Consider the following 19598-nt stretch of genomic DNA (forward strand, 5'->3'; position numbering starts at 1 on the left):
GAGGGAGAGCATTGGGCATCAAGTCAGACGAGATCAGCAATCTGATCAAACAGCGCATCAAGGATTTTGACGTCCCCGTTCTGTCGGCGGACGTTGGCATCGTCACCGAGATCGGTGACGGCATCGCACAGATCTATGGCCTGAGGAACGCGCAGTCCCTCGAGCTGCTCGAGTTCAAGGGTGGGGTCAAAGGCATGGCGCTCAACCTCGAGGAGGATTCGGTCGGCGCTGTCGTCCTCGGGCCCTACGAGGAAATCCGCGAGGGCGATGAGGTTCGCACGACCGGCAGCGTAGTCCAGGTGCCGGTTGGTGATGCGCTGATCGGCCGCGTCGTCAACGCCCTCGGCGAGCCGATCGACGGAAAAGGACCCATCCAGACAAAAGAAACTGCCCCTGTCGAGAAGGTCGCCCCCGGTGTCATCACACGCCAACCCGTCGATACGCCGTTGCAGACCGGGCTGAAGGCGGTCGATGCGATGACTGCCATCGGCCGCGGCCAGCGGGAGCTGATCATCGGTGACCGCCAGACCGGCAAAACCGCGATTGGGCTCGACACCATCATCAACCAGAAAGGGCAGGACGTCATCTGCATCTATGTCGCGATCGGGCAACGCGCCGCAACAGTCGCCCAGGTGGCTGCCGTGCTCGAGGAGCACGGCGCCTTGGAGTACACGATCATCGTCTCTGCGACCGCCAGCGAGCCGGCGCCGCTCTGGTATATCGCGCCCTACGCGGCCACCTCGATGGGCGAGTACTTCATGAACAAGGGCAAGGATGTGCTGGTCGTCTACGACGACCTCTCCAAGCACGCCTGGGCCTACCGGCAGATCTCGCTCCTGCTGCGCCGGCCGCCAGGGCGCGAGGCCTATCCTGGCGATGTCTTCTATTTGCACTCCCGGCTGCTGGAGCGCTCGGCGCGCATGAACAAGGAGAACGGTGGTGGCTCGCTGACCGCGCTGCCGATCATCGAGACGCTGGCGGGCGACATTTCCGCCTATATCCCTACCAATGTCATCTCGATCACCGACGGCCAGATCTACCTGTTGGCCGATCTCTTCTACGCGGGCATCCGGCCCGCGATCTCGACTGGCCTCTCCGTCTCCCGCGTCGGAGGCGCCGCCCAGATCAAAGCCATGCGGCAGGTCGCCGGCCGTCTTCGCCTCGACCTCTCGCAGTATCGCGACCTCGCGGCCTTCGCCCAGTTCGCCTCCGACCTCGACAAGCGGACGCGTGACCAGCTGGAGCGTGGCAAGCGCATGGAAGAGCTGCTCAAGCAGGGCCAGTTCGAACCGATGCCCGTCGCCCAGCAGGTGATCGTCCTCTTTGCCGGCGGGAACGGCCTCCTCGACGACGTTCCGGTCGACAAGGTGGGGCAATTCGAAAAAGAGCTGCTCCGCTTCCTGAGCAGCTCGCACCCGGGCATCGAGCAGGCGATCGCCAAAGAGAAGGCGTTGTCGCCGGACACGGAAAAGCTTCTGCGTGGCGCGATCGACGAGTTCAAGAAGTCGAGCCCGCTGGTTCAGAAGGTGGAAGAGAAGCCTGCCGCAAAAGCTGAGGAGCCGGCCAGGGAAAAGGGTCCGTTGCAGTCGGCCCGCCGCGCGACCGAGCGCGAGACCACGAAGCAGCGCTAGCGCCAGATGGCCACCCTCGCCGACATCCGCCGCCGGATCGCCAGCGTGAAGAACACGCAGCAGATCACGCGCGCGATGCAGGCGGTCGCCGCCTCCAAGCTGCGGCGCGTGCAGGCACGGGCGGAGGCGGCGCGCCCCTATGCCGACCGGATGGCCGATGTCCTTGTCGAAGTGGCCAGCCGGGTGACCTCCTATCAGCATCCCTTCCTGATCGAGCGGCCGGTCAAGAAGCGCTTGCTGATCCTGGTCTCCTCCGACCGTGGGCTGGCGGGAGGCCTGAATGTCAATGCCTTTCGGGTGGCGCTCGGCTACATTCGGCAGGGCGACATCGTGCTCGACACCATTGGCCGCAAGGGACGGGACTACTTCCGGAGACTCGGCGTGCCGATCCTGGCCGAGGTATCGGGGATCGGCGACCGTCCCCAGCTAAAGGACATCCTGCCGGCGATCACCGTCGCTCGCGACGAGTATCTCGAGGGTAACGTCGACGAGGTGGCGCTGGTCTACACCCACTTTGCCTCGGTCAGTCGATTGGAGCCCACGGTCAAGGTTCTGATTCCGGTGCGCGTCCCGGAGCGGAAGGAGGGAATCCGCATCGACTACCTGTACGAACCGGAGGCCGAGGACGTGCTCTCGCAGTTGCTCCCTCGGTACGTCGAGGCCCAGGTCTACGCCGCGGTGCTCGACAACCTGGCCAGCTTCTACGCGGCCCAGATGGTGGCGATGCGGAACGCGACCGACAACGCCGGCGAGCTGATCGACGACCTGACCCTGCTGCGCAACAAGGTGCGGCAGGCGACGATCACGAAGGAGTTGAGTGAAATCGTGGGTGGCGCCGAGGCGCTCACCGCCGGCTAGGAGGCATCAATGGCAATCGCAGAGAAGGCCGAGAAAAAGCAAGGGAAACCAAAGAAGGAACGGACCGGGCGCGTCGACCAGATCATCGGTCCGGTCGTCGACGTCGTCTTCGAGGGGCAAGACCTGCCGGAGATCTACCACGCGCTCGAAATCGATCGCGGCAAGCAGGGCCGCCTCGTGCTGGAAGTCCAGCAACATCGCGGGAACGACGTGGTGCGCACCATCGCAATGGACTCGACCGACGGGCTGGTCCGCGGCACCGAGGTCAAGGATACGGGCGGCCCGATCACGGTGCCGGTGGGCAAGGGGACGCTGGGCCGGATGATGAACGTCATCGGCGACCCGATCGACGGCAAGGGCAAGATCGAGTCGGAGGTCCGCCTCCCGATCCACCGTCCTGCGCCGCCGGTCAGCGAGCAGGCGACGGACACCGAGGTCCTGGAAACCGGAATCAAGGTCATCGACCTCGTGACCACCTTCGCCAAGGGCAGCAAGATCGGCCTGTTCGGTGGCGCCGGCGTCGGCAAGACGGTCATCGTCATGGAGCTGATCCGCAACATCGCCACCGAGCACAAGGGGTTCTCGGTCTTCGCTGGCGTCGGCGAGCGCACCCGCGAGGGCAACTCGCTCTGGCTCGAGATGAACGAATCGGGGGTCATCGACAAGACGGCCCTCGTGTTCGGGCAGATGAACGAACCGCCGGGTGCACGCGCCCGGGTCGGCCTGACCGGTCTGACACTGGCGGAGTATTTCCGCGACGAGTTCGGCCAGGACGTGCTGCTCTTCATCGACAACGTCTTCCGCTACATGCTGGCGGGTAGCGAAGTGTCGGCCCTCCTCGGCCGGCTGCCCTCGGCGGTCGGCTACCAGCCCACGCTCGCCACCGAGATGGGCGACCTCGAGGAACGCATCACCTCCACCAAGAAGGGGTCGATCACATCGGTGCAGGCGGTCTTCGTGCCGGCGGACGACTACACCGACCCGGCGATCGCGACGACGTTTGCCCATCTAGGCGCCACCGTCAGTCTCTCCCGCGCGATCGTCGAGCGCGGCATCTATCCGGCGGTGGACCCGCTCGATTCCTTCTCCCGATTCCTAACCCCCGACATCGTCGGTGAGGAGCACTATCGCGTGGCGCGCGGGGTGCAGCAGGTGCTGCAGCGCAACAAGGAGCTGCAGGATATCATCGCCATCCTCGGCCCGGACGAGCTGTCCGAGGATGACAAGATCCTGGTAGCACGGGCCCGTAAGATCGAGCGCTTCCTGTCGCAACCGTTCTTCGTGGCCGAGATCTTCACCAACCGGCCCGGGAAGTACGTGCCGTTAAAGGAGACGATCCGCGGCTTCAGCGAGATCCTCGAGGGGAAGCATGACGACCTGCCGGAGCAGGCGTTCTACATGGTGGGCACCATCGACGAGGCGGTCGAGGCGGCGAAGGGCGAAGCTGCCACTGGCGATGAGGGGAAGCCCAAAGAGGAGAAGCCAAAAGCCGGCGCCGCGGTCGAGGCGGCGAAGGGCGAAGCTGCCACTGGCGATGCGGGGAAGCCCAAAGAGGAGAAGCCCAAAGCCGGCGCCGCGGATGATCAGCGGCCGAAGGGCGAAGAAAAAGCCAGCAAGGACGGCGAGGCCGGTAGCGACAAGCGGTCGAAGTAATCGTGGCCGACAGTAAGAAGCTGCATGTCGACATCGTCACCGTCGAAGGCCGGCGCTTCAAGGGCGATGCCGACTTCGTCGTGGCACCGGGATCGGAGGGGGAGCTGGGGATCCTGCCGCAGCACATCCCGCTGTTGACGCCGCTCAGACCAGGGACGGTGAAGGTGCGCAATGACGGCGACGAGCAGTTCTTCTTCGTCTCCGGCGGCTTCCTGGAAGTGCGCCCCGATGAAGTGACGGTACTCGCCGATTCGGCCGAACGGGCGGAGGACATCGACGAATCCCGCGCCGAAGAAGCCCGTCGCCGGGCGGCGGACCTCCTGCAACAGAAGCTGTCCGACACGGATCAGGCCGCCGCCTCGGTCGCCCTGGCACGAGCCGAGGCCAGGCTGCGACTGGCCGAGTTGCGCCGCCGCCGCAGAACCTAAGTTACGGAGAGGCCAAATCGAGCCAACGGCGTCGCTCGGCTGATACCCTAGGGGGTCAGTGGCCCAACTCCTGATCGAGGGGGGAACTCGTTTGGTCGGGCGGGTCCCGATCAGTGGCTCCAAGAACGCGGTCCTTCCTATCCTCGCGGCCTGTCTGCTCACCGAGGAGGAAGTCCGCCTCAAGAACGTGCCGCGGATCGAGGACGTCTCGACCATGATCCGCCTGCTGGAAGGTATGGGCGTCCAGATCCGCTGGCTGGATCCGCAGCAGCTTCAGATCAACGCCGAGCGACTCGCCCGCAGCGAGGTGCTGGCGGCGATGGCCAACCGGATGCGTGCCTCCTTCCTCCTGATGGGTCCGTTGCTGGCGCGCCGCGGTGAGGCTCGCGTGGCGAAGCCGGGCGGGGACGACATCGGGATGCGCCGCGTGGAGCAACACCTTGTCGGACTGCGCCTGATGGGCGCCAGTGTCGAGCTCGAGGGCGGTGAGTACGTGGCGCGTGCCGACCGCCTGAAAGGCGCCACCATCCATCTCGATATGCCGACCGTGACCGGGACCGAGAATCTGATGATGGCCGCCGCGACGGCCGACGGCATCACGACCATCCACAACGCGGCCCGTGAGCCGCACGTCGTCGACCTGGCGATGTTTCTCGGCAAGATGGGAGCCCGGATCCACGGGATCGGCACCGACGTGTTGGTCATCGAAGGCGTTGCGGAGTTGAGCGGCGCCACCCATCGCGTGATCCCGGACAACATCGAGGCGGGGACCTATGCATTCGCCATCGCCGCCACTGGCGGTGAGGGAGTGCTCGAAGACGTCGAGACGGCCGATCTTCGCGCCATGATGCTCAAGCTTCGGGCGGCCGGCGTCGAGGTCGAGGACCGGACCCACAGCCTCTGGGTGCAGGGCAACGGGGACCTGCAGCCGGTCGACGTCACGACTTGGCCGCATCCCGGATTCCCAACCGACCTGCAGGCTCCCTTTGTCAGCTTGATGACGCAGGCGCACGGACGGTGCCATATCTCCGAGGCTGTCTTCGAAAACCGCTTCCAGCACGTGCCGGAACTGCGCAAGCTCGGGGCCGACATCTATGTCGAGGGTCGCAGCGCGATCGTCTCGGGGCCCAGCGCGCTGCATGGCGGCTCGGTCACGGTGCCCGACATCCGCTCCGGTGCGGCGCTCGTGGTTGCCGCCCTCTGTGCCAGGGGGACCACGGTGCTCGACAACATCTATCACCTGGATCGGGGCTACCAGGACATCGTGCGCAAACTCGAGGCCCTCGGTGCGCACATCACGCGGGTCGACGGCGAGGCGGCCGACCAGGATCTCTCCAGGGTCGTCGGGGATTGAGGCGGCCGTGCTCTCAAAGAAAATCGGCATCGACCTGGGCACCTCAACCGTGCTCGTCTACGTCAAGGGCGAGGGTGTGGTCGTGAACGAGCCGGCGGTGATGGCGACGGACGAAAAGGGCGCTCGCGTGCTGGCGGTCGGGCGTGCCGCCTCCGAGATGGTCGGTCGCGGCCGGAAAGCCCGCGCCGTCCGGCTGGTCCGCGACGGGAACGGCGTCGATTACGACGTCGCGGGTGCGATGCTCCAGCATCTGATCGGCCGTATCGTCGGCCGGCAGCGGCTCTTCCGCCCGGACGTGATGCTCTCGGTGGCGGCGATAGTGACCGGCGTGGAGCGCCGCGCGGTACTGGCCGCCACCATTCAGGCGGGCGCCAAGACGGCGTACCTGATCGACAAGCCGATGGCCGCCGCGATCGGCGCCCGCGTCTCGGTCTCCACGACCGAAGGGATCGCCATCATCAACCTGGGCGCTGGATCGACCGAGCTGGCGGCGATCGCGCAGGGCGAAATCGTGGCAACGGAGTCCCTACGGATTGGCGGGGAGGCGTTCGACCGGGCTATCGATGCCGCGATCGTGACGCAGCACGGCTTACGGTTGATGCCCGGCGAGGCCGAGCGCCTGAAAATGGAACTGGGTTCGTCGAGTGCCCCGGCCGTCGAGGCAGATCTCGAGGTGAGCGCCGTCAATGAGGCGGGTATCCGCACCGCGCTCCGCGTGTCGGCGAGCGAGGTGCAAGCAGCGCTCCAGGTGCCGCTCGAGGCGATCGCCGCCAGCCTGCAGCGGGTGGTGGCTCAGGTGCCGGAAGCACGGCGTGCTTCGATCATGCGCAACGGGGTTGTCCTGACCGGTGGCGGGGCCCAGCTGCGTGGGATCGCGGAGTTTCTCGGGTTGCGTTCTGGACTTCCAACCCGGGTGGCGTCCGACCCACAGAGCTGCGTGGCGATCGGAACCGGAATGGCGCTCGACAACATGCAGGTCATCCGCCGGGGGCAGCACTACATCACGTGAGTACCGAGCCGCGACCCTCCTCCCGCGTCGCCATCGTTCTCGGTGGCGGTGTGCGCGAGGCGCTGATGGCGCAGCCGGTGCTCCGCGCCTGCGACGGCGCTACGGTCTTCGCCTCGGCCGACGCGGTTGGCACCTTGCTCGGGCTGTCCTCGGTCGGCCGCGCCTTCGTCTTCGATGATTCGCCCCGCGAATTGCTCCGGGTCTTTCGGCGCTTGCGCGCGGGATCGGTGGAAACGGTGGTCGTCCCGTTTCCCGCGAGCTTCCTTCACGTCGCGCTGGCGTATTTCGCCGGGGTGCCGCGCCGGCTCGTCGCGGCGGGACCGAGTCGCTGGGCGGCGACGGAGCGCGTTCCAGCGGTCACGGGGATGCACCCGGCGGAAGCGAATTGGCGCCTGGCGGCCGTCGCGAGCAACCGGCCGGTCCTCACACCGGGCGAGGCACCGTCCCTGCGACCGCCGGATGCGGTACGCACCCAGGCGATGGCGCGCTGGCCGGCGTTCATCGGGAGTGGCCGGCGACCACTGGTCTTGATTCCAGGTGGCGGCGGCTGGTCATCGCGTCGTTCGGGCCCACGCTGGCCGGCCGAACGCTTCGCCGTCGTGGCGAACCAATCGATCGCCGAGCGCATCGTGCTCCTGAGTGGCGCCGGTGACGCGCAGATCATCCGCGAGACACAAGGCAGCATCGCCAAGCCGACGATGGTTATCAATCTCGCGCAGATCACCGTCGACGAGGTTGCGGTTCTCAGCGAACTCAGCCTCGGCGTGATCGGCCACGACGGTGATGCGCTCCATGTCGCGGCGGCGGCTGGCGCCCTGGTGATCGCCGTCCTTCGCGGGCCCGACATCCCCCCGCAGGGCGACCGGGTGGTCACGTTCTCGACCACCGACTTCGACCGATTCCCCGCCCGGCAGGTCGTCGAGGCACTCTCGAAGCAAGCCCGGATCGATAGCTACGCCTGAGCTGGAAACGTCCAGCCCGCTTCGTGTCGCCCTCGACGCTCGCGCCCTCAGCGACGATGCGACCGGCGTGGGCCGCTACATCGGGGCGCTGATCACCGCCTTCCACAACAGCCACGGCGTGGACCTCAGGCCCTACCGGGATGCGGGGCTGCGCATTCTCGGGCCGCAGCTCGAGCTGCCGCTGCGCATGCACCGCGACGGCGCCCAGCTCATTCACGGGCCGGCGAATTCCTTGCCGTTACTCCACCCTGGTCTTCCGGGGGTGGTCACGATCCATGACCTGGCCATCTACGACCACCCGGAATGGTTTCCATCCGGCCAGTGGTTTGCCACCAGCGTCGTGGTCCCGCAGTCGGCCCGACGCGCCCGCATGATCATCTGCCCATCGGAAGCAACCAAACGCGCCGCGGTACGCCTCTTCGGCGTCGAGCCCGGGCGTTGCCGCGTGATCCCCCACGGCGTGGAGACCGAGTTTGCCCTACCGGTGTCGCCGTCGCTCAAGGCCGACGTCAGAGCCCGGTACGGGCTCCCGGATCGCTACCTGCTACAGCTGGGTACGGTGCAGCCGCGCAAGAACTACGTCACCTCGCTGCGCGCGCTGGCGCGGATCCCGATAAGGCAGCGGCTACCGCTGATCATCGCTGGCGGCTTTGGATGGAAGTACGACGCGGTGGTCGATACGGTTCGCGAGCTCGACCTGCGGGATTGGGTGCGCTTCGTCGGCTATGCCGGCATGCCGGATCTGCCCGCGCTTTACCAGATGGCGCACACCGTCCTCTTCCCCTCGCTCGACGAGGGCTTCGGATTGCCCGTGCTCGAGGCGTTCGCCGCGGGCACGCCGGTGGTCGCCTCCAACGCGGGGGCGATCCCAGAAGTCGCGGGTGATGCCGCCCTGCTCAGTGCGCCCGAGGATGCCCAGACACTCGCCGACAACATCTTGTCATTGCTGACGGATTCGCAGCTCCGCGAACGGCAGGTCGCCGCCGGACGCGCGCGTGCCGCGCTCTACACCTGGTCCGCGAGCGCCGCCGCGCATCGCGAGGTCTACCAGTCGGTCATCTCGCCGTAGCCTTCAATATCGCGATTCGCGCGGCGGCCCGAGCGTCGCCTCGATGCCGCGGACGTCACCCTCTTCGTCGACGAGAACGCTGACGTCGACATAGCCGAGGCGCGCGAGCTCGTCGCGGAGCGCGCCGGCCTGCTCACCGCCGAGCTCGAGCAGCAGCGCACCGCCTCGCCGCAGGAACCGGGGAGCGTCGCTGAGCACGCGTCGGAGGATCTCGGTACCGTCGGGTCCGCCGTCGTAGGCAAGGGTCGATTCGAACGCGAAGGTGTCGCGCTGCAGGAGGGGCAGGCCGGGAGTCGGCACGTACGGCACCACGCCCACGACGACATCGACGCGCCCCTCGAGCGTGCGGGGAAGCGGCGCGAACAGGTCCCCGGCGTAGACTTCGACGCCGTTCGCCGTCGCGCAGGCAACCGCCCGCTCATCGAGATCGGACGCGACGACGCGCGCTCCAGGTTGCTTGCTCATCATGGTCCGCGCGATCGCTCCGGACCCGGTGCAGAGATCGATCGCCGTTCCGTTTCCCGGCAGCCGCGCCGCGGCGCGATGCGCTAGCGGTTCACTTTGCCATCGCGGAACATAGACACCCGGATCGACGCGGATCTCCAGGCCGCAGAACGAGACCCTTCCCGTGATCCACGCGAGCGGCTCGCCCGTCAGACGGCGCGCGAGTAACGAGTCGAGGAGCTCGGCATTCCCGGCCGCGCTCGCGAGAAGCTCGTCGGCTTCCTCTTCCGCGGCGATGAACCCGGCGCGGGAGAGCAGCGCGGCAATCCTCGAGTCTTTGCGCACTACGGTTTGCCTGCGACCGCGTCGAGGACACGCCAGGTCTTGCCGGCCGCGGTGTTCCAGCTGAATTCGGCGCTGCGCGCGCTCCCGGCCGCGATCAGGCGCCGCTGCAACGCACCGTCACTCGCCAGCTCGAGCATCGCCTGGCTCCAGGCCCCGGCGTCGTCGGGGCTGAGCAGGATGCCGGCCGTGCCGACGATCTCGGGGAGCGCACCGGCGGTCGACGCAATGACGGCGGTGCCGCACGCCATCGCCTCCAGGGCGGGAAAGCCGAAGCCCTCGAAGCGCGAGGGTAGCGTCAGCGCGATGGCGCCGGCGTACAGAGCCGGCAGGTCATCGGCGGGCACGTACGGCAGGACTCTGGCGCTGCCTCTCGATGGGGCGTCATGGCCCGGTCCCGCCAGGATCAGCTCCGCCTCGAGGCCGCGCCGGCGCGCTTCGTCGAAGGCGCGGCGCAACATCGTCAGGTTCTTGCGTGGGTGGTTGCGGCCGACATAGAGAAAGTACGCGCCGCCGATCTCGAGTCGCCGCAGCAGCTCGGCTACCCTGGACGGGTCCTGTGGTCGCATCCGCGCGTCGATCCCTGAGTGCACGACGGCGATGCGGCCGCCCGGCACGCCGTAGAACCGAGTGAGATCATCGGCCGTCGACTGCGAGACGGCGATCAGCCGATTGGCGCGCCGCGCCGCGTAGCGGGTCGTCGCCTCCAGGTACCAGCGCCCGGCGCGCGAGTAGGAGCGTGGGTCGTGCCGGTGACCGACATCGTGGATGGTGACCACCGATTTGAGCCCGAGCGCCAGCGGCAGCACGTGGCTCGGAATGAAGGTGACGTCCGGGCGCTCCCGGCGCAGCGCCTGGCGCAGCCGCCAGTGCGTCCAGAGTCGCGGAAACGGGATGCCGCGCCATTCAACTCCCGCCGGCAGCCATGGCGGCGCGTCGACCGCATTGGCATAGACGCGCATGGTTCGTGCGCCCCGTATCGCGGCGAGGGCACTGATGATGCTCCGGGCGTAAACCTCCGTCCCTGTGAGCTGCGTGCGTGCGGCGGGGGTGCCATCGATGCCGACGATCACGTCATCACCACGCACACCGCGGCCTCGGCCTGCGCCGTCGCGGTTCCGCTAGCATCGCGGAAATGTCCACCAGTACTGCGTTGCCCGAGGGCATCGCGGTTGACTTGCTGTTCGCGGCTCGGCCGTTTACTGGTCTCGAGCATCACGCACTGCACATCCTTCGAGGCCTGCACGCCGTCGGTGCATCGGTTGATGTGCTGGTGCCGAGCGATGTGATCCCCGACCTGGGTGATGCGGCCGAGGGGCATCGCCTCGTCCCATTTCCGCGAGTGCCCCGGGGCCTGCGCTTGGGTCGGGAACAATGGTCGGTCCCCTGGCGCTTCGGCGCCTTCCCGCGCGCCCTTCCGCTGCTGCACTCCGTGCTCGGCGTCGCGCCGATGCTCAGCGGCGTTCCTCTCGTGCTGACCGTGCCCGACCTGGCCTATCGCATCCGTCCCGCGGACATGCACCCGCGTGCCCGCTGGTACTTCGGAACGCTTGGGCCGAAGAGTATCCGCCGCGCGCGGCGGGTAATGGTTTCCTCGCAAGCGATCTGCCGGCAGCTCATCGACCTGTACCATATCGCGCCGGAGCACGTCGCCTACGTGCCCCTCTGCGCGGATCCGATGTTCACGCCGCGGCCCGCCGACGAGGTTGCGAGTGTGCGAAGGCAGTTCGGGCTGCCCGACCGCTACATCCTCTACGTGGGCACCATCGATCCGCGGAAAGACCTCGCCCGGTTGCGCGCCGCCTACGAGCTGCTTCCATCCGACCTTGTCGACGATTCCGCGCTCGTCTACGTCGGCCGGACCAACCGCGGCGCCGAGCGGTTGGCGAAAGAGCTGCGGAAGCCCGGACCGCGTGCGCATATCATCGGGCTCGACTATGTCCCACGCGATGTGCTGCCCGCGATCTACACCGGCGCATCGGTGTTCGTCTATCCCTCGCGCTACGAAGGCTTCGGTCTCCCCGTGCTGGAAGCGATGTCCTGCGGCGCGCCCGTGATCGTCTCATCAGACGAGGCGCTGGCCGAGCTCGTCGCGGACGCCGGCGTCGTGCTGAAGACGGACAGCATCGAGGAGCTGACCCAGGCCATGGAACGGCTACTTCGGTTCGACGACGAGCAGGAGCGGCTGCGCGAGGGCGGACTGTTGCGTTCGAAAGCGTTCAGCATCACCCGCCTCGGGCGTGAGACGGCGGAGGTCTACCGACAGGCGCTCGCGGCGTGACCCGCTTCACCCTGCTGGGGGTGCCCATCGACCCGCTGACCGAGGCCGAGGCGGTGGACTGGGTCGCCCGCGCCATCATCGAGCGGCGTCCCCGGCTGGTGATCAGTGTCAACCCCGAGCGAATCATGCACGCGGGGCGGGACCCGGCCTTCGCGGCCGTGCTTCGCGGCGCCGACCTGGCGCTGGCCGACGGCGCGGGGGTGGTGTGGGCGGCCCGCCGCTTGGGTCATCGGCTGCCCGAGCGGGTGGCCGGCGTCGACTTCCTCAAAGCGCTGGCGGCCCGCGGCGCCGCCGAGGGCTGGCGGTTCTTCTTCCTCGGCGGGAGTCCCGGAGTGGCGGAGGAAGCCGGCCGGGTCCTGCAGGAAGCGTACCCCGGCTTTATGCTCGCGGGCACACACGCCGGCTCCCCCCACCCGGCGAGTGACGCCGCGACGATCGAGGCCGTCCGGTCGAGCGGCGCCCAGCTGCTGCTGCTGGCCTACGGCGCCGGCGCCGAGGAGGCCTGGCTCGGCCGGAACCTGGGCGCTTCCGGCGCCAGCGTCGGTATGGGCGTGGGCGGGGCCTTCGACTTCATCTCAGGCCGGGCGAGGCGGGCGCCCCTCTGGATGCGGAAGCGGGGGCTGGAGTGGCTGCACCGATTGAGCCGCCAGCCGTGGCGCTGGCGCCGCATGATCGCTCTGCCCCGCTTCGTCATTCGGGTGATGCGCGAGGGCAAATCACCCTCCCTCTCTGGGGGTGGGTAGGGTGGGGGTTCCAATGTCCCTCCCGCTGCAGGGGGCAGAAGCCTCCAGGGTCCCTACTCCTGTGGGGGAGGGTGGCGTGGGGGCTCTGCTTCGCCGCGTCACCAGCACGGTCGCGCTCCGCGGACTCCTGTTCACGGCCATCTTCAGCCTCGCGGCGGTGCCTCCCCTCGATCCCGACCTCTGGTGGCACCTGGCAAACGGACGATTGATGCTGGCGACGAGCTCGATCCCGCACGTCGACGTTTATTCGTTCAGCGCGGCCGGCCACGCATGGGTGATGCACGAATGGCTCGCCGATCTCGGGATGTATCTCCTCTATCAGGCCGGCGGCCTGCCGTGGCTGGTCGGTGTCTTCGCCGGGGTGGTGACGGCATCGGCGCTCTGCCTCTACCTGCTCCTTCGGCGCACTGGACTCCCGGCCTCTGCGGCGTCCGTCCTGACGCTGGTCGGCGCGCTGGCCGGGTCGACCGCCTGGGGAGCCCGGCCTCAGCTGCTCAACGTCCTCTTCTGCGGCATTCTTCTGCTCGGGCTGATCGAGTACCGAGCGGGCCGGCTGCACGCGTGGATGTTGCCGCCCTTCATCTGGCTCTGGGCCAACCTGCACTCGGCGTTCCTGGTGGGTGTCATCATCAGCGGGCTCTTCCTCGCGGGCGAAGCGATCGACGCCTGGCGATCGCGGGAGGGCGCCATGCCGCGTCGCCGGCTGACGGCGCTGGCTGCGGCGATCGCGGCGGGCAGCCTGCTATCGGTGATCAACCCGTTCGGCATCCAGACCGTCCTCTTTTCGCTCGGCACGCTGACCTCGCCGCTGATCCAGAACAACATCCAGGAATGGGCCTCCCCGGACTTCCACTCACTGCCCGGGCTGCTCGTCGAAGGGATCATCTTCCTGCTGCTCGGCGGCCTCGCCACTCGACGCGTCAACGCCCGCAGCAGCGAGTGGTTGCTGGCATTTGCCCTTCTCTACCTCGCGCTCTCCTCGCAGCGGCATGTGCCGCTCTTCGTCCTCGGCGCGGCGCCGCTCATTGGACGCTGCGCCCAGGCGTTGCTGAGCCTCGCCGCAAGCCTGTTCCCGCCGGCCGACCGGCGCGCGGTCGCGCAGGTAGGCTTCGGCCGCACGCCCGCTCGAGGCACCAACCTGACGCTGGGCGCGGTCAACCTGGCGCTCCTGATCGTGGTTGGCGCCGGCATGATCGCCTATCGGGCGGTGCCCAACCTGCGGCCGGCCGCGGAGGCCACCGCGATCAGGGCCGTGCTTCCGGTGCAGGGGGCGGACACGCTACAGCGGACCGGCCGGCCGCTGCGCGTCTTCAACTACTACGACTTCGGCGGATACCTCGTCTGGCGACTCTATCCAGACGGCGGCCGGGTCTTCATCGACGGTCGCGTCGAGGTCTACGGCGCCCAGGTCTTCAGCCAGTACCTCCGCGTGAGCTACCTGGCCTCCGGCTGGCAGGACGTGCTCGCGCAGGCACACCCGGACGCGATCGTGCTTCCCACCGCGCATCCACTGACCGGCATCCTGGGGCAGGACCCGGCGTGGAGGGTGTTGAGCCGGGACGAGGTAGCCACCGTGTTCATCCGAGTAGGCTTCGCTCAATGAGCCCGGTCGCACCGGCGGTGGAGATCAGCGCGGTGATGCCCGCCTACAACGAGGAAGCCAACCTCGAGCAGTCGGTGGGGCGGATGGCGACCGCGCTGCAGACCTTCGCCCGCGGATTCGAGATCATCGTCGTTGACGACGGCAGCCAGGACGGTACCGCGGCACTGCTCGAACAACTCAAGGCGGCGCACAGAAACCTCCGGGTCATCCGCCACCAGGTCAACCGCGGCTACGGCGCCGCGCTGCGGTCGGGCTTCGATGCGGCGCGCTTCGGCTGGATCTTCTTGATGGATGCCGACAACCAGTTCGATCCGGCGGAAGTCGAGCTGCTGCTCGCCCACGCCGCGGATGCCGACATCGTGGCCGGCTACCGCAGGCACCGGCGCGATCCGCTGCTTCGGCGGCTCAATGCCTGGGCGTTCTTCACGCTGGTCCGCTTCCTGTTCGGCCGGCTGGTGCGCGACGTGAATTGCGCCTTCCGGCTCACCCGCAAGGAGCTCGTCGCCCACATGGACCTTCACTCGGAGGGGGCGCTGATCAATACCGAGATGCTCGTGCTCGCTCGCCAGCTGCATGCGCGGGTGGTCGAGGTCCCGGTGCACCACTACCCCAGAAAGGCGGGCAAACAGACCGGGGCCAACATCCGGGTCGTGTTCCGCGCGTTTGCCGAGCTGTTGGCTTTCCGCGCGGAGATGCGGAAGGTGGAGCGCGCGGCATGACTCCCGAGATCTCGATCGTCATCCCTGCCTTCAACGAGGCGCTCCGGCTACCGGCGACGCTCGATCGGGTTGAACGCCACCTCGGCACGATCAACATTCCCGCCGAGGTGATCGTGGTGGACGATGGCAGCCGTGACAACACCGTTCAGGTCGTGCGAGAGCGCGCCGCCCGCTGGCCGCAGCTCTCAGTGGTCGTGGCGGAGCGCAATGGCGGCAAGGGGGGCGCTGTCCGCCTCGGGATGGCCGCAGCACGCGGCCGCTACCGGATCTTCAGCGACGCGGACCTCAGTGTCCCGATCGACGACATGGAGAAGCTGCTGCGACCGCTCCGCGCGGGTGCCGGGGTCGCGATCGCCTCGCGCGGCTTGCGGGAATCACAGGTGGAGCTTCATCAGCCGTGGTATCGGGAGACGATGGGAAAGATCTTCAACCGGCTGGTGCGGATCTTCGTGCTCGGTGGCGTCAACGACACCCAATGCGGCTTCAAAGCGTTCACGGCTGAGGCGGCGGACCGCGTCTTCCCGCAGCTACAAACGCGCGGATTCGGCTTCGACGTCGAGGTGCTCTACCGGGCGAAACAGGCCGGGTACCAGATCGTCGAAGTCCCCACCCGCTGGATCAACTCACCGCAGAGCCGGGTGCATCCGATCCGGCACTCGGCCATGATGTTTCTCGAGCTGCTCGCGATCCCGGGGCGCGTGCGCAAGCATCCGACCCCGGCGGCCAAAGACGACCAGCGGCGCGCTTCAGCCTGAATCAATCCTCAATTTGGGGTGGCGCCAAGCCGCTTCGCCAGCTCATCCAGGACACCATCGGCATGTCGGCCGACCAGTTCATCTCGCTGCTTGCACCGGGCCAGCGCATCCCGAATAACAGCCGCGTCGCGAACGATCGATGAAGCGCTGGCTTCGCTGATAACGTCCCAGACCACATTGAGCACAATCGTCGACTGCACGATGTCTGCCGCCTCAAGCAATTCCAGCAAGCGGGGTAACGCTTCCCGCGAGCCCAACAACCACGCTGCACCGAGCAATGCTGCTCGGGGCTGAAACGCCGTCTCTTTGTTGAGTCGCTCATTCAGCATCGGCAGCGACCTTCCATCACCCCTCAAGGCGATGACACGGGCAACGTTGGCGCGCACCGTCGGATCGGAATCATCGATGGCCCGCTGGGCAAAGGACAGGACTCGACTGTCGTCGAACGCGGCAAGCGCCTCCGCCGCGCAGATCCGAACTAGCTCGTCCGAGTCGCTGGTGAGAAGACGCCCGAGACTGTTTATGGCTGGTTCGTATCGAAGGGCGCCGAGAGACTCGGCCGCGCACGAGCGGACGAAGGCCTCGCGATCGGTAAGCAAAGGGAGAAGCGCCTCGCCGTATCGGCTGGGCGCTTTGATGCCCAAGTACCCGAGAGCTTCAGCGGCGCTGGAGCGGATGGCAGAGTCGGCCGAGCGCAGCAGCTCGGCGAGGAGCGGCGCTGCCTCATAGACTCGGGATTTCTCAGCCTCGACGATCGCCGGCGCTTGGATCGCGGTATCAGTCGACCGCAGCCGCTCCAGCAATTCCGACGAAGCCGCGTCACGCATCACAGACCTTGCTTACTTAGCTAACTCAACTCGGTAGATCGCCACTGTCCCATCCTGATGCACAAGTTGGAGGTAGGGCTGGTTTGCTGGTTGATAACCGGTCAGCACCTCATCTGGCCCCCAGTAGAGCAGCGTGATGCCGTTGTCGTGTAGGAAGGCTCGCACCGTCGACTCGGGCTGTCCCGATTTCAAGACCGCGCCTACCTTGCGGATTTTCTGGAAGTAATCGAGCGTCTCGCTGTAGTGGCCCACGTACACCTGGACGCCGGCCCAGGCGGGGAGCAGCTGGCCGGCCCCCGGTGAGGAGAGCGCCCGGTCGCTTTGCTGATGATGCGACGACAGCCACTGCATCGCCTGCCAGGCGTCGCCGCCGATGTAGGCTTCCGTGAAGGCGCCCGACGCGAATCGCAGCGCGATCGCCAGCACCAGCGCCGATGAGAGGCAGCAGGCCATCACCAGCATGGCCTCGATCCGGCGGCCGCGGGCGCGCCGCAGGCGCGAGGTCAGCGTCCTGATGCCGACCGCGGCCAGCACCCCGATCGGGACATAGAGCGCGTCGAGCAGCCGGCGCTGGATGTTCGCGATGTTGGGCAGGTAGAGCAGCGCGATCACCAGCGGTGGCCATACGGACAGGAGCGCGAGGCCCCGGTCGCGGCACCGCCAGGCGATCACCATTCCGAGAATGGCGGCCAGCAACGGCAGGCCCAGGCTGAGCGCGAGGCTGAGAGGGCCGGGTGCCTGGTGTCGCCACTGGCGTGCCCACTCGGCGATCGTCGGATCGCGGAAGAGGATCCAGGCGTTGTAGCCGAGCAGCGGGATGGTCGCCAGGAACGGGACCGCCTGCGCCGCGGCCGAGCGCATCGAGGGCCGGGCCCCCCAGGCGTTAAGCACCGCTTGATAGGCGACCCAGATGACACCGAGGACCGGGATCATCTGCGGATGGATCGCGGTGAGGGCGATCAGTGCCGCGGACGTCAGCGCCAGCGGGCGCCAGGCGGGCGCCTCGGCGATGCGGAGCAGGCCCAGCAGGGCTGCGATGATCAGCGCGGTCGCCCAGGCGAAGTGGGGGATCGCGAGGATCGAGTACCAGCCACTGATCTCCGGAAGGTGGAGGTCGAGGGCCTCGAGCTGGCTGCCAAAAACGGAAGGGTTGCCCAACGCCTGCGCCAGAAACCCCGCCCCGGAGCCGAGGATCACGAGCACCAGGCCGAGCCGGCGAAGGTCGGGCTGCAGCAACCGCCGGCAAAGCTGGTCGGCGGCGATGATCAACGCGACCGCGCCCGAGATGCGGGCGACGTGATAGGCGGCGATCAGCGGCAGATGGAGGAGCGCGGCCAGGTGACCGAACAGGATGTAGAAGGAGAAGAGGAAGACTCCGCCGTGCGGCTCGCTGGTATAGGGGTCGTTCCAGAGCCATGAGCCGTCCGCCCCTTGGCGCATCTTCGCGAGGTAGGTTGTGGCATCGTCGGCGATGAAAAAGAAGCCGGCGAAGTGATGGCCCGGCGGCGTCCAGATGTAGGCGAGGAGATAGGGGAGGAGAGACGCGAGCGCCACGATCGCCGAGAACACGAGCGCGAAGCGCGGCCATTGCCGTGCCCTCGGCCGAGGCGCGGTCGCCAGTCGCTTTAGCGGGAGCGCAGCAGCCATGGGCCGAATAGGAACAGGATCAACATTGCGAGAAAGAAGACATTCGCGCCGACGATGACCATCGCGTCACCCGTCTGCGCGGAACGGAAGCCGGCCTGACCGAAGACGGGACCCACTGACCAACGGGCGACCACGCTGAAGATCACCAGCAGCCCCGCCAGGCCGGCTGTGGGCACCGGTGGCCAGTGGCGCTCGGCGAGCGCGATCGCGCCGATCCAGATAACAGGCAGCAGGATGACCAGGTGATGAGGCCAGGTGACGGAGGACAGCAGCGGAAGCAAGGGGAGGAAGGCGGCGGCGCGCGCCAGCGCCGGCTGGCCGGCCGCCCGCCAGAACCAGAACGCGATCAGCAGGATCCCCCCGATGGCCGGCAGCAGGAGCGCCCAGGAGAGCGCGATCCACGGTGTCGTGTAGGGATTCGCGCTGAAGAAGCGCAAGACCACGCCGGCGAGCGACTGGTTCGCGTAGAACGCGGTCCCCTTCGAGAGCGCCGGGAGCACCTGGCGGAAGAAGACGAGCGTGTCGTCAAATCGAACGAGCGCAGCCGCCGCCGTCAGGGCGGCGAGGGCGCCGATCATCCAGGCGGCCGCACGAAAACGCCGGTCAAGGAGCAGCCAGACCAGCAGGATGATGGGAGTCAGCTTCAGCGCCACCGCCGCGCCCAGCGTGATGCCGAACCTCGGTTTGCCCTGCACGATGCCGGCGACGCCGACGGTGACGAGTAGCAGGACCAGTAGGTTGGCCTGACCCTGGACCGAATCGATCCAGAGGGGATAGAAGGTGAGGGTCGCACAGAGGATCGCGGTGACGGCCAACGCCGGCGGCCGAAGCCAGCGAAGCATGAGGACCATGGTCGCCGCCAGCGCGGCCTGTCCGATCAGGAGCCAGACCACGTTGGCGGCGGCATCCGGCAGGGCCGCTAGAAGCGCCACCAAAAGGGCAAAGGCCGGTGGATAGATGTAGGCCGGGCGCAAGGCCGGGTCCGGGAAGGGATGGTGGAGAAACGTGGCATACAGGGGCTGCCCCTGCCAGATCGCGCGGCCCGCCGTCAGATAGGCGTCCAGGTCCTGGTGATGCGTGGCGCCCTGGATCAGCACCAGGACATAGATGGCGAGCGCCGAGCCCACCAGCGCGGCCTGGGCGACAAAGGCCGGCCGCACCTTCCGGACGGCCCGGGCGGCCGCGCCTGCCGGAGCCGCGAGGGGAGGCGTCGACACTGCCCAGCTATAACGAGTGGGAGAAGGGGTTCCTCACACTCGGCGTTACACCGTCG

General features: G+C 67.6%; 18 protein-coding genes. 13 read left to right on the forward strand and 5 right to left on the reverse strand.

Going from position 1 to position 19598, the window contains the following annotated elements; all coding sequences use genetic code 11:
• The first annotated feature begins 11 nt into the window (after positions 1 to 11).
• The 8 genes from atpA to VHK65_16675 all read left to right on the forward strand — a co-directional run bounded on the left by atpA (position 12) and on the right by VHK65_16675 (position 8964).
• Positions 12 to 1631 carry a F0F1 ATP synthase subunit alpha gene (gene atpA, locus VHK65_16640; protein ID HVS07775.1) on the forward strand — a complete coding sequence of 540 codons (1620 nt, stop codon included), beginning with the start codon at positions 12 to 14 and terminating at the stop codon, positions 1629 to 1631.
• Between the two features lie 6 nt (positions 1632 to 1637).
• Positions 1638 to 2489 (forward strand): ATP synthase F1 subunit gamma, encoded by an 852-nt coding sequence (gene atpG, locus VHK65_16645; GenBank protein HVS07776.1) that lies wholly within the window; start codon positions 1638 to 1640, stop codon positions 2487 to 2489.
• 9 nt (positions 2490 to 2498) lie between these two features.
• On the forward strand, positions 2499 to 4142 hold the full coding sequence (gene atpD / locus VHK65_16650) for a F0F1 ATP synthase subunit beta (GenBank protein HVS07777.1): 1644 nt from the start codon (positions 2499 to 2501) through the stop codon (positions 4140 to 4142).
• Positions 4143 to 4144: 2 nt separating this feature from the next.
• Complete coding sequence (locus VHK65_16655) at positions 4145 to 4570, forward strand: F0F1 ATP synthase subunit epsilon (GenBank protein HVS07778.1); 426 nt, start codon at positions 4145 to 4147, stop codon at positions 4568 to 4570.
• Between the two features lie 58 nt (positions 4571 to 4628).
• Complete coding sequence (gene murA, locus VHK65_16660) at positions 4629 to 5924, forward strand: UDP-N-acetylglucosamine 1-carboxyvinyltransferase (protein HVS07779.1); 1296 nt, start codon at positions 4629 to 4631, stop codon at positions 5922 to 5924.
• Positions 5925 to 5931: 7 nt separating this feature from the next.
• Entirely contained in the window at positions 5932 to 6933 is a 1002-nt protein-coding gene (locus VHK65_16665; GenBank protein ID HVS07780.1) for a rod shape-determining protein, read from the forward strand.
• On the forward strand, positions 6930 to 7895 hold the full coding sequence (locus VHK65_16670; protein ID HVS07781.1) for a glycosyltransferase family 9 protein: 966 nt from the start codon (positions 6930 to 6932) through the stop codon (positions 7893 to 7895). Before VHK65_16665 ends, VHK65_16670 begins: the two co-directional genes overlap by 4 nt.
• A gap of 67 nt (positions 7896 to 7962) precedes the next feature.
• A complete protein-coding gene (locus VHK65_16675; protein HVS07782.1) occupies positions 7963 to 8964 on the forward strand; it encodes a glycosyltransferase family 1 protein in 1002 nt (333 codons plus the stop codon).
• Positions 8965 to 8967: 3 nt separating this feature from the next.
• Here VHK65_16675 and VHK65_16680 read toward each other — a convergent pair whose 3' ends face one another.
• On the reverse strand, positions 8968 to 9753 hold the full coding sequence (locus tag VHK65_16680; GenBank protein ID HVS07783.1) for a HemK family protein methyltransferase: 786 nt from the start codon (positions 9751 to 9753) through the stop codon (positions 8968 to 8970).
• A complete protein-coding gene (locus VHK65_16685; protein ID HVS07784.1) occupies positions 9753 to 10823 on the reverse strand; it encodes a glycosyltransferase family 1 protein in 1071 nt (356 codons plus the stop codon). Before VHK65_16685 ends, VHK65_16680 begins: the two co-directional genes overlap by 1 nt.
• A gap of 62 nt (positions 10824 to 10885) precedes the next feature.
• On the opposite strand from VHK65_16685, the gene VHK65_16690 reads away from it, so the two are divergent.
• From VHK65_16690 to VHK65_16710, 5 genes are all read left to right on the forward strand, one after another.
• Positions 10886 to 12031 carry a glycosyltransferase family 1 protein gene (locus VHK65_16690; protein HVS07785.1) on the forward strand — a complete coding sequence of 382 codons (1146 nt, stop codon included), beginning with the start codon at positions 10886 to 10888 and terminating at the stop codon, positions 12029 to 12031.
• Positions 12028 to 12774: a WecB/TagA/CpsF family glycosyltransferase gene (locus tag VHK65_16695; protein HVS07786.1), complete on the forward strand. Its 747-nt coding sequence runs from the start codon at positions 12028 to 12030 to the stop codon at positions 12772 to 12774. The genes VHK65_16690 and VHK65_16695 overlap by 4 nt, the downstream gene beginning before the upstream one ends.
• 76 nt (positions 12775 to 12850) lie before the next feature.
• On the forward strand, positions 12851 to 14377 hold the full coding sequence (locus VHK65_16700; protein HVS07787.1) for a hypothetical protein: 1527 nt from the start codon (positions 12851 to 12853) through the stop codon (positions 14375 to 14377).
• A complete protein-coding gene (locus VHK65_16705) occupies positions 14374 to 15096 on the forward strand; it encodes a glycosyltransferase family 2 protein (protein HVS07788.1) in 723 nt (240 codons plus the stop codon). The genes VHK65_16700 and VHK65_16705 overlap by 4 nt, the downstream gene beginning before the upstream one ends.
• Complete coding sequence (locus VHK65_16710) at positions 15093 to 15851, forward strand: dolichyl-phosphate beta-glucosyltransferase (protein ID HVS07789.1); 759 nt, start codon at positions 15093 to 15095, stop codon at positions 15849 to 15851. The genes VHK65_16705 and VHK65_16710 overlap by 4 nt, the downstream gene beginning before the upstream one ends.
• A gap of 8 nt (positions 15852 to 15859) precedes the next feature.
• On the opposite strand, the gene VHK65_16715 is transcribed toward VHK65_16710, so the two are convergent.
• From VHK65_16715 to VHK65_16725, 3 genes are read right to left on the reverse strand one after another with little or no spacing between them, the layout of a single operon-like run.
• The gene (locus tag VHK65_16715; GenBank protein ID HVS07790.1) at positions 15860 to 16678 is read right to left on the reverse strand and encodes a HEAT repeat domain-containing protein; all 819 of its coding nucleotides are present in this window, start codon (positions 16676 to 16678) and stop codon (positions 15860 to 15862) included.
• Between the two features lie 12 nt (positions 16679 to 16690).
• The gene (locus VHK65_16720; GenBank protein HVS07791.1) at positions 16691 to 18325 is read right to left on the reverse strand and encodes a hypothetical protein; all 1635 of its coding nucleotides are present in this window, start codon (positions 18323 to 18325) and stop codon (positions 16691 to 16693) included.
• On the reverse strand, positions 18304 to 19542 hold the full coding sequence (locus VHK65_16725) for a glycosyltransferase family 87 protein (protein HVS07792.1): 1239 nt from the start codon (positions 19540 to 19542) through the stop codon (positions 18304 to 18306). Before VHK65_16725 ends, VHK65_16720 begins: the two co-directional genes overlap by 22 nt.
• Positions 19543 to 19598: the final 56 nt, after the last annotated feature.

The organism is Candidatus Dormiibacterota bacterium, assembly GCA_035544955.1.
Classification (GTDB): Bacteria; Chloroflexota; Dormibacteria; order CF-121; family CF-121; genus CF-13.